Below are 9015 nucleotides of genomic sequence, written 5' to 3'. Positions count from 1 at the left end.
CGCCGCTACAAGGCGAGCTTAGCTCAATTCCGCCGACCCACCCCTAACCCCTCCCTTGCAGGGAGGGGAACGCGTCTCAATCCACCGTCAGCACCAGCTGGCCGTCGCCATCCTCGACCTTGACCGTCGATCCGTCCGGAATTTCCCCGCGCAGCAGTTTGTCCGCGAGCGCGTCCTGCAGATAGCGCTGGATCGCGCGCTTAAGCGGGCGTGCGCCATACACCGGGTCGTAGCCCACCCGGCCCAGCCACTTCTTGGCGCTGTCCGAAAGATCGATCGTGATCTTGCGGTCCTTGAGCAATTTCGCGACGCGCGCGACCTGGATGTCGACGATCGGCGCCATATGCTCCTCGCCCAGGCGGTGGAACAGGATGATCTCGTCCAGGCGGTTGAGGAATTCGGGGCGGAAATGCCCGCGCACCACTTCCATCACCTGCGGTTCGACATCCTTGACCTTCTGATCCTCGGTCATCCCGGCGAGATACTGGCTGCCCAGGTTCGACGTCAGGATGATCAGCGTGTTCGAGAAATCGACCGTGCGGCCCTGGCCATCGGTCAGACGGCCATCGTCGAGCACCTGCAACAGCACATTGAACACATCGGGATGGGCCTTTTCGACCTCGTCGAACAGCACGACCTGATAGGGCCTGCGCCGCACCGCCTCGGTCAGCACTCCTCCCTCCTCGTAACCGACATAGCCCGGAGGCGCGCCGATCAGCCGCGCGACCGCGTGCTTCTCCATGAACTCGCTCATGTCGATGCGGACCATCGCGTTGTCGTCATCGAACAGGAAGCCAGCGAGCGCGCGCGTCAGTTCGGTCTTGCCGACACCCGTGGGGCCGAGGAACAGGAAGCTGCCCAGCGGACGGTTGGGGTCCTGCAGACCCGCGCGCGAACGCCGCACCGCCTTGGCGACGGCCTCGACCGCCGCGGCCTGACCGATCACCCGCTTGCCGATATGCTCTTCCATCGCGAGCAGCTTCTCGCGCTCGCCCGCGAGCATCCGCTCCATCGGGATTCCGGTCCACTTGCTGACGACCGCAGCGATATCGTCCTCGGTCACTTCCTCGCGCAGCATTGCGCCTTCGGTGAAGGTCGCAGCTTCCGCCAGCTTGCGCTCGAGCTCGGGGATGCGGCCATAGGACAGCTCGCCCGCACGCGCGAGATCGCCATTGCGCTGCGCCTGGTCGAGCTCGATCCGCAGACCGTCGAGCTCTTCCTTGAGCCGGGCTTCGGCGTGGATCTTGTCCTTCTCGCCTTTCCAGCGCGTGGTCAGTTCGGACGACTTCTGCTCGAGCTCGGACAGGTCCTTCTGAAGGTGCACCAGCCGGTCTTTCGACGCGGCATCGCTCTCGCGGCCCAGCGCAGACGCCTCGATCTTGAGCTGGATGATCTTGCGATCAAGCGCTTCGATCTCTTCGGGCTTGCTCTCGACTTCCATGCGGATGCGGCTCGCGGCTTCGTCCATCAGGTCGATCGCCTTGTCGGGCAGGAAGCGGTCGGAGATATAGCGGTTCGACAGCGTCGCCGCCGCCACCAGCGCGTTGTCGGTGATCCGCACGCCGTGGTGCAGCTCGTATTTTTCCTTGAGGCCGCGCAGGATCGAGATCGTGTCCTCAACATTGGGCTCGCCGACGAACACCGGCTGGAACCGCCGCTGCAGCGCGGGGTCCTTTTCGACATGCTTCTGATATTCGTCGAGCGTGGTTGCGCCGATGCAATGCAGTTCGCCGCGCGCAAGGGCCGGCTTCAAGAGGTTCGAGGCGTCCATCGCGCCTTCGCCCTTGCCCGCACCCACCAGCGTGTGCATCTCGTCTATGAACAGGATGATCTCGCCATCGGCGCCCTTGACCTCGTCGAGCACCGCCTTCAGCCGTTCCTCGAACTCGCCGCGATACTTGGCGCCCGCGATCAGCGAGCCCATGTCGAGCGACATCAGGCGGCGGTCCTTCAGGCTGTCGGGCACGTCGCCATTGGCGATGCGCAGCGCCAGCCCCTCGGCGATCGCGGTCTTGCCGACGCCAGGCTCGCCGATCAACACGGGGTTGTTCTTGGTCCGCCGGGCGAGAATCTGCACGGTGCGGCGGATTTCCTCGTCGCGGCCGATCACCGGATCGAGCTTGCCCTCGCGCGCAGCCTCGGTGAGGTCACGGGCGTACTTCTTCATCGCTTCGTAGCTTTCCTCGGCGCTGGCCGAATCCGCCGAGCGGCCGCCGCGCAGATCGTTGATCGCGGTGTTGAGCGCCTCGGGGGTCAGCCCGGCCTTGGCAAGCGCGTCGCCCGCCTTGGTGCCTTTGGCGAGCGTGATCGCCAGCAGCAGACGCTCGACGGTGACGAAGCTGTCGCCAGCCTTGGTCGCCACCTGTTCGGCGCTGTCGAGCAGCCGCACGGCGTCATTATCAAGACCCGGCGTCTGCTGCGCCCCGCCGCCCGACACTGCGGGCACCTTGGCGAGCAAGGAATCGACTTCCTGCACCGCGACGGGGGCATTGCCGCCTGCGCGCGCAATCAGCCCGGCCGCCATGCCTTCGGTATCTTCCAGCAGTGCCTTGAGAATGTGTTCGGGGCTGATCCGCTGATGGTTCATGCGGATGGCCACAGTCTGCGCCGACTGCAGAAAGCCCTTGGCGCGATCAGTGAATTTTTCGAGGTTCATGGGAGTGTCTCCGCCCTATCTGTGCCCTTGCTCCGCTGACATAGTGTTGCATCTTTGCAACGCAAGGGGTGCATCAACCACGCGGTGCAACTTGTGCATTATCGCCGTCCTTACCCCTGCCCCACCTGCCGGAGCAGCTGCTGCGCGCGCGACAGATGGGGGCGGTCGAGCATGCCGCCTTCGTGGCCGATCGTGCCGACGCCGGGGTTGGCGGCAAACAGATCGACGATCATCTGCGCATGCGCCAGCTCTTCGGCGCTGGGGGTGAAGGCGGCGTTGATGACATCGACCTGCGCGGGGTGGATCGCGAGCATGCCGCGATAGCCGTCGCGCCGGACCTTTTCGGCGCGAATCCGCAAGCCATCAAGGTTGCGGAAATCGGCTTCTATCGTCTCGATCGCGGTCACGCCTGCGCTCGCCGCCCCGAGCAGACACAGGCTGCGGGCGAGCTCATACGTGAAGCCGTAGCTGCCATCTGGGTTGCGGTTGGTGCTGGCGCCGATCGAATCGGCGAGGTCCTCCGAACCCCAGCTCATCGCGACCACGCGCGGCGCGCCCTTGTAGTCGCCGGTGTGGAACATCGATTGTGCAGTCTCGGTGACCAGCACGATGACCGGGGTCGATCCCTGATCGATGCCGTAGGCGACTTCGAGCGCCGAGAGATAATGATCGAGCAGCTCGACATCACCGCGCCCGCCGGCCTTGGGAAGCATGATGCCGCCGGGGCGCGCGGGCATCACCGCGGCAAGGTCTGCCAGCGTGTACGGCCCGTCGAGCGGGTTAACCCGCACCCACAGCCGTTCGCGCCCTTCTTCGCGACTGGCGAGCATCGCGTGGACCAGAGTGCGCGCCAGCGGCTTGTTTTCTGTCGCGACCGCATCTTCCAGATCGAACAGCACGATATCGGCGGCGCTGTCGGCCGCCTTGGCCATCTTCTTTTCGCTGTCGCCCGGCGCAAACAGCCACGACCGCATCGGATAGGACGGCGGGGAACAAGACGGCAGGGACGTGGCGGCAATCGGCGGCATAGAGGCATCCTGTCCAGCACGGCCCATCATGGCCGTTCAGGTGCCTTTTACCGCCGATCGCCGCCCGTGCAATCGCCTCAGAAGCGGTAGCTCACGGTGCCGAAGACGTTACGCTCTGCTCCGATGAAGCAATCGCCACGCGCAAGGCATGCCGAATAGAAGCTCTTGTCGAACAGGTTGGTGGCGTTAACCGCCAGCGACCACGGTCCCCGGGCCAGCTCGACCAGGGCATCGACCAGCGTATAGGACGGCGTGCGCAGGCCATCCGGGAATGCCGCGCCGAACGAGAGATTGGCGCTGGAATGCCTCACCCCGGCGCCGATGCGCAGATTGGTCTCGTCATCGAGCGCGAACGACTTGGTGCCCCATACCGACGCGTTGTGCTTGGGGACGTTTTCCAGCTGACGGTTGGTGCCGTCGATCCGGGCCCTGGTATAGCTATAGTTGGCGAGCAGTTCCCAGTTGCCCGGCAGACGGCGGCTGGCCTCGATCTCGAAGCCCTTTGAGGTCAGCGCGCCTGCCTGGAACTGGTCGAACGGGTCGGGGGTGCTGGGATCGTCGATCGGCCTTCCGGTTTCCTTGATGTGGTACGCGGTCAAGGTCACCAGAGTCGCTTCGTCGGGGTGGAACTTGACCCCGCCCTCGAACTGCCGCCCGCGCTTGGGAGTGAACGGGTTGCCGTTGCTCGCGGTGCCAGCGATCGGATCGAAGGATTCGGTATAGCTGAAGAACGGCGAGACGCCCCGGACGAGCTCGCCGATGATTCCGGCGCGCAACGATGTCGCGCTGACCTTGACCGTGGGATTGCCAGGCGACGACGACCGAACCGTATCGCGGCGCCCACCCAGCACGATCGACACCCGGTCCCACAGCCGGATCTGGTCTTGCAGATAGAAGCCGAGCTGCTTTTGGGTATTGTCCTCGGACGAGCCACCGAGGAAGCCCGGAAAGGCTGCTGTCGGAATGCCGCCGCCGAAGTTCGACAGCGCGGCGTAATCGATATCGTAGATGTCGATGGTCTCGAGCGCAAAACCGCCATTCTTGCGCACCCGGTTCCAACTGTAGTCCACCCCTGCCAGCACGACATGCTCGATATTGCCGCCGGTGTTGAAGTTGAATTTGAGGTTGTTGTCGGTCGAAAAGATGTCGAGCCGGGCGATGCTGCCATCGGCATAGTTTCCGATGATCCGCTGATTGGCGACCAGATACGGATTGGTCGGATTGGAATAGCTGTTGGGGTAGTGCGTCAGATAGGTGAGGTTGCTGTCGATGCTGCGCGCCTTGGCGGAGAAGCTGACTGCATCGCTGAAGCGGTGCTCAAACAGCGCCGTTCCCTGCAGCAGGCGGCCATCGTAGCGGTCCCAGCCAGGCTTGCCGATGAAGGTGCTGTTGGCAAGGCGACCATTGGGGTTGGGCAGCAGCGTTCCGACCAAAGGCAGGAACTGCGACACCGATCCGCCCTCGTCTTCCTGATAGAGCCCTATCAGCGTCAGCCTGGTATCGTCCGTCGGCTGCCAGAGCAGCGAGGGCGAGAGCATCACGCGGTCGTCGCGCACGAAATCGACTTGGGTGTCGGCATCGCGCACCCGCGCCACCATCCGCGCAGCAACGGTGTCGGTGATGCCCCCGGTAACATCTGCGAGCATCTCCTTGCGGTCGAAGCTGCCGTAGCGCACCGCTATTTCACCGCGCGTTTCGAACGCTGGGGCCTTTGACACAAGGTTGATCAGCCCGCCGATCGAGCTCTGCCCGAACAGCACCGATGCGGGCCCGCGCACCACCTCGACCTGCGAGAAATTATACGGGTCCGCGCGGATGCTCGCATAGAAGCTGAAGATGTCGCGCATGCCATCGCGGAACTGCAACGGGCTGGAGCCGCGGATGAAGCTCGAATCCACGCGGCCATCGGGGCCATAAGCGTTGGCCTGCACCCCCGCGACATAGTTGAGCGTATCGGCAATCGACAGCGCCCCCTGAGCGAGGAACTGGTCGTCGGTGACGACGGTGATCGGCTGCGGCGTCTCGATTGCGGGCGTATCAGTCTTGGTCCCGGCGGCGCTCTGCTGCCGCGCGCCCGTCACGATGATCTCTGGTCGTGGTGCCTCTACAGCGTCGATCTCCTGCGCCAGCACGGGCGCGCCCCACCCGGTTGCCGCCAGCGCGGTGCCAGCGAGAAATTTGCTAAAGCTTTTGCGAGTCATTTTTATTTCTCCCGAAGTCGCGCCGGGGACCTAATTCAGTTGCAATCTATTCGCAATAGCGTTTATTCCCCCGATTGGGGGGGGTTTTGGGAAAATCATCAGCCAGGGCGCCGGGCCAGTGCCAGCGAGATACAACGGCCGTGCGGCAAACCCGCGCCCAGCTCGGCACGCATCGCCCGCAGACATACCCAAATGAAAGTATCGGCACCTTGTTTTTCGGGGCTAATTGTGGGGGCTACAACCAATGGAACCGCGTCGGAATTGTACAAAAATGCACGCATCCCCCAAAAGTCGGGGTAGCAAGTCTTTAGAGATACTGCGAAACATAAAAAATCGGACAAGCCGTCGCTGCCACTGGAAGTCAATTCCTTCATACTGGCAGACAGATGGCGAACGGTCGCACGACTTTGCACAGGGGAAAGCACGTGAAATCGTTAGCCAGAGATACTTCTGCGCGCTCCACAGCTTCGTGGAACAGGCCAGTCATGGCCGGTGAAATCCATGCCGACGCCAGAGGGGCCGAAGGCGACCGCAAGACGCGGCTGATCCTGCAGGAACAGCAGGCCAGTCGGTTGCGCTCCTCCAGCTTTCCCGGGCTGAAGCTGCGCAACCCGAGCTGGGACATGCTGGTCGCGCTGCTGGCCGCCAAGCGCAACGGCTCCCAGCTTTCGATGAGCGACCTGTGCCTGATGTGCGACGCACCCGAAAGCACCGCGCTGCGCCTCATTCACCAGCTGCGCGAAAAGGGCTATGCCGAAATGGTGCCCGATCGATCGGACCGCAGACGCACCCGCGTGTCCCTCACCCGCATGGGCGAAGCGCAATTCGATGCCTATCTGGACAAGATGGGCCCGGCCTGATCCGGCCCCAGGTCACTTTACTCGAATTTAAAGGTTTGCGGCTACCTCTCGTCACGATGAGGATGAAACCGCTATGTCTTTCGGAAAAAGAGGACTGACAGGATCTGACGTTCCGGCAACCCCCAAGGTTGACGAGAACCTGCCGCAGCGTGAGGCACGGGTGCACCGGCTGATGAAGGTCACCGTCTTTCACGAGCGCTTTGGCAGCGCCGATGCGGTCATCCGCGATATCTCGAGCGGTGGTCTGGGCGGGCGTTGCAATGCAGCGCTGATCCCCGGTGATGTCGTGGATATCGACCGCCCCGGCCTGGGCCGGTTCGAGGCCGAGGTGCGCTGGGTGCGCAGCGGCCAGTTCGGCGCCCAACTGACCTCGGACCTGCGCATCGATACCAAGGCGATCGAGAACCTCGCCTTCAACGGCTCCAACTGGGACAGCGAAGTCAACAAGCCGCTGGAAAACCACGTCTTCACACGGTTCAAGCCGATGAAGAACACGTATCGGCCCAGCATCTCGCTCCGCCGCGACCGCTAACCCGGCAGAAACAGCCCTGCCCCCGGATTGCTCCGGAGGCAGGGGGTCGAAACAAGTGATCAGTCGAAGCGCAGGCTCTTGACCGTCTTCACGCCGGCCAGCTGGCACAATTTCCAAAGCACGGGTTCGGCCACAGCGCCATCGAGCGACAGCAGCAGCACCGCCTCGCCGCCCGCGCGCGCTTCGCGACGCCCCAGATGGAAGGTCGCGATGTTGACATTGGCCTCGCCCAGCGTCGATCCCAGCCGTCCGATAAAGCCGGGCTCGTCGCGGTTGACGATGTAGAGCATGTGCCCCGCCAGATCGGCCTCGATCTTGATGCCGTAGATTTCGACCAGACGCGGGGTCGCATTGCCGAACAGCGTGCCGGCAACCGAACGTTCGCCATCCTCGGTCGCCACCGACACGCGAACCAGCGTGTGATAGTCGCCTTCGCGATCATGCCGCACTTCGCGCACATCGAGGCCGCGATCCTTGGCGAGGAACGGTGCGTTGACCATGTTCACGCTGTCGCTGAACGCGCGCATGAAACCGGCAAGCACGGCAGCGGTGATCGGCTTCATGTCGAGCTCGGCCGCAGCGCCCTCGACCTCGATCGAGATGCTCTTGACCCGATCGCTCTCGAGCTGGCCGACCAGACGGCCAAGATTGGTCGCCAGCGCCATATAGGGACGCAGCTTGGGGGCCTGCTCGGCCGACAGGCTGGGCATGTTGAGCGCGTTGGTGACGCCGCCCTTGACCAGATAATCGGCCATCTGCTCGGCAACCTGGATCGCGACATTGACCTGTGCTTCGCTGGTCGATGCGCCCAGATGCGGGGTCGAGACGAAGTTGGGGGTGCCGAACAGCGGGCTGTCGGTGGCAGGCTCGGTGGCGAACACGTCGAGCGCAGCGCCCGCGACCTGACCCGAATCCAGCGCCTCCTTGAGCGCCGCCTCGTCGATCAGTCCGCCACGCGCGCAGTTGATGATGCGCACGCCCTTCTTGGTCTTGGCCAGCGCGTCCTTGCTCAGGATATTGCGGGTCTGGTCGGTGAGCGGGGTGTGCAGCGTGATGAAATCGGCGCGCGCGAGCAGATCGTCGAGCGTCACCTTCTCGATGCCCAGCTCCACCGCGCGTTCGGGCGTCAGGAACGGATCGAACGCGACCACCTTCATCTTGAGGCCCAGCGCACGATCGGCAACGATCGAACCGATGTTGCCCGCGCCGATCAGGCCCAAAGTCTTGGCGGTGAGTTCGACGCCCATGAAGCGGTTCTTCTCCCACTTGCCCGCCTGGGTCGAGGCATCGGCCTCGGGCAGCTGGCGGGCAAGCGCGAACATCAGCGCGATGGCGTGCTCGGCGGTGGTGATCGAGTTGCCGAACGGGGTGTTCATGACGACGACACCCTTGGCCGAAGCAGCAGGAATATCGACGTTGTCGACGCCGATCCCGGCGCGGCCGACGACCTTGAGGTTGGTCGCCGCATCGAGGATAGCCTTGGTCACCTTGGTCGAGGAGCGGATGGCAAGGCCATCATACTGGCCGATGATCCCGGCGAGCTCTTCGGGCGTCTGGCCGGTGATGACATCGACTTCGCAGCCGCGCTCGCGGAAGATCTGCGCGGCTTTGGGGTCCATTTTGTCGGAAATGAGAACTTTAGGCATGTTTGTCTCCCTCTCCCCTTCAGGGGAGAGGGCCGGGGAGAGGGGAATGGCCTCAATACCCGGCCCTATTGTTGAATTTTGAATGAAGGTTT

Annotated in this window: 6 protein-coding genes; 2 read left to right on the top strand and 4 right to left on the bottom strand. The window is 63.6% G+C overall.

Features of this window, described 5'->3' with window-relative positions; translation table 11 throughout:
- Positions 1-76: 76 nt before the first annotated feature.
- The 3 genes from clpB to IP68_RS16950 all read right to left on the bottom strand — a co-directional run bounded on the left by clpB (position 77) and on the right by IP68_RS16950 (position 5885).
- Complete coding sequence (gene clpB / locus IP68_RS16960) at positions 77-2656, bottom strand: ATP-dependent chaperone ClpB (RefSeq protein WP_054136203.1); 2580 nt, start codon at positions 2654-2656, stop codon at positions 77-79.
- Between the two features lie 110 nt (positions 2657-2766).
- Positions 2767-3684: a CoA ester lyase gene (locus IP68_RS16955; protein WP_231684102.1), complete on the bottom strand. Its 918-nt coding sequence runs from the start codon at positions 3682-3684 to the stop codon at positions 2767-2769.
- Positions 3685-3761: 77 nt separating this feature from the next.
- Positions 3762-5885, bottom strand: a complete 2124-nt coding sequence (locus tag IP68_RS16950; RefSeq protein WP_082382459.1) for a TonB-dependent siderophore receptor — start codon at positions 5883-5885, stop codon at positions 3762-3764.
- Positions 5886-6370: 485 nt separating this feature from the next.
- Here IP68_RS16950 and IP68_RS16945 point away from each other — a divergent pair, with 485 nt between their 5' ends.
- The gene (locus IP68_RS16945) at positions 6371-6745 is read left to right on the top strand and encodes a winged helix DNA-binding protein (protein WP_054136201.1); all 375 of its coding nucleotides are present in this window, start codon (positions 6371-6373) and stop codon (positions 6743-6745) included.
- 73 nt (positions 6746-6818) lie between these two features.
- A complete protein-coding gene (locus tag IP68_RS16940) occupies positions 6819-7277 on the top strand; it encodes a PilZ domain-containing protein (protein WP_082382457.1) in 459 nt (152 codons plus the stop codon).
- 59 nt (positions 7278-7336) lie between these two features.
- On the opposite strand, the gene serA is transcribed toward IP68_RS16940, so the two are convergent.
- Entirely contained in the window at positions 7337-8923 is a 1587-nt protein-coding gene (gene serA, locus IP68_RS16935; protein ID WP_054136199.1) for a phosphoglycerate dehydrogenase, read from the bottom strand.
- Positions 8924-9015: the final 92 nt, after the last annotated feature.

Origin of the sequence: Blastomonas sp. AAP25 (assembly GCF_001295965.1) — a bacterium.
Classification (GTDB): domain Bacteria; phylum Pseudomonadota; class Alphaproteobacteria; order Sphingomonadales; family Sphingomonadaceae; genus Blastomonas; species Blastomonas fulva.
This window is presented reverse-complemented; position numbering and strand designations above follow the sequence as displayed.

What these genes read in the sequence shown, in the direction of transcription:
- IP68_RS16955 (WP_231684102.1), bottom strand. Translation starts at nt 3,684, where the DNA reads ATGCCGCCGATTGCCGCCACGTCCCTGCCGTCTTGTTCCCCGCCGTCC.
- serA (WP_054136199.1), bottom strand. Translation starts at nt 8,923, where the DNA reads ATGCCTAAAGTTCTCATTTCCGACAAAATGGACCCCAAAGCCGCGCAG.
- clpB (WP_054136203.1), bottom strand. Translation starts at nt 2,656, where the DNA reads ATGAACCTCGAAAAATTCACTGATCGCGCCAAGGGCTTTCTGCAGTCG.
- IP68_RS16945 (WP_054136201.1), top strand. Translation starts at nt 6,371, where the DNA reads ATGGCCGGTGAAATCCATGCCGACGCCAGAGGGGCCGAAGGCGACCGC.
- IP68_RS16950 (WP_082382459.1), bottom strand. Translation starts at nt 5,885, where the DNA reads ATGACTCGCAAAAGCTTTAGCAAATTTCTCGCTGGCACCGCGCTGGCG.
- IP68_RS16940 (WP_082382457.1), top strand. Translation starts at nt 6,819, where the DNA reads ATGTCTTTCGGAAAAAGAGGACTGACAGGATCTGACGTTCCGGCAACC.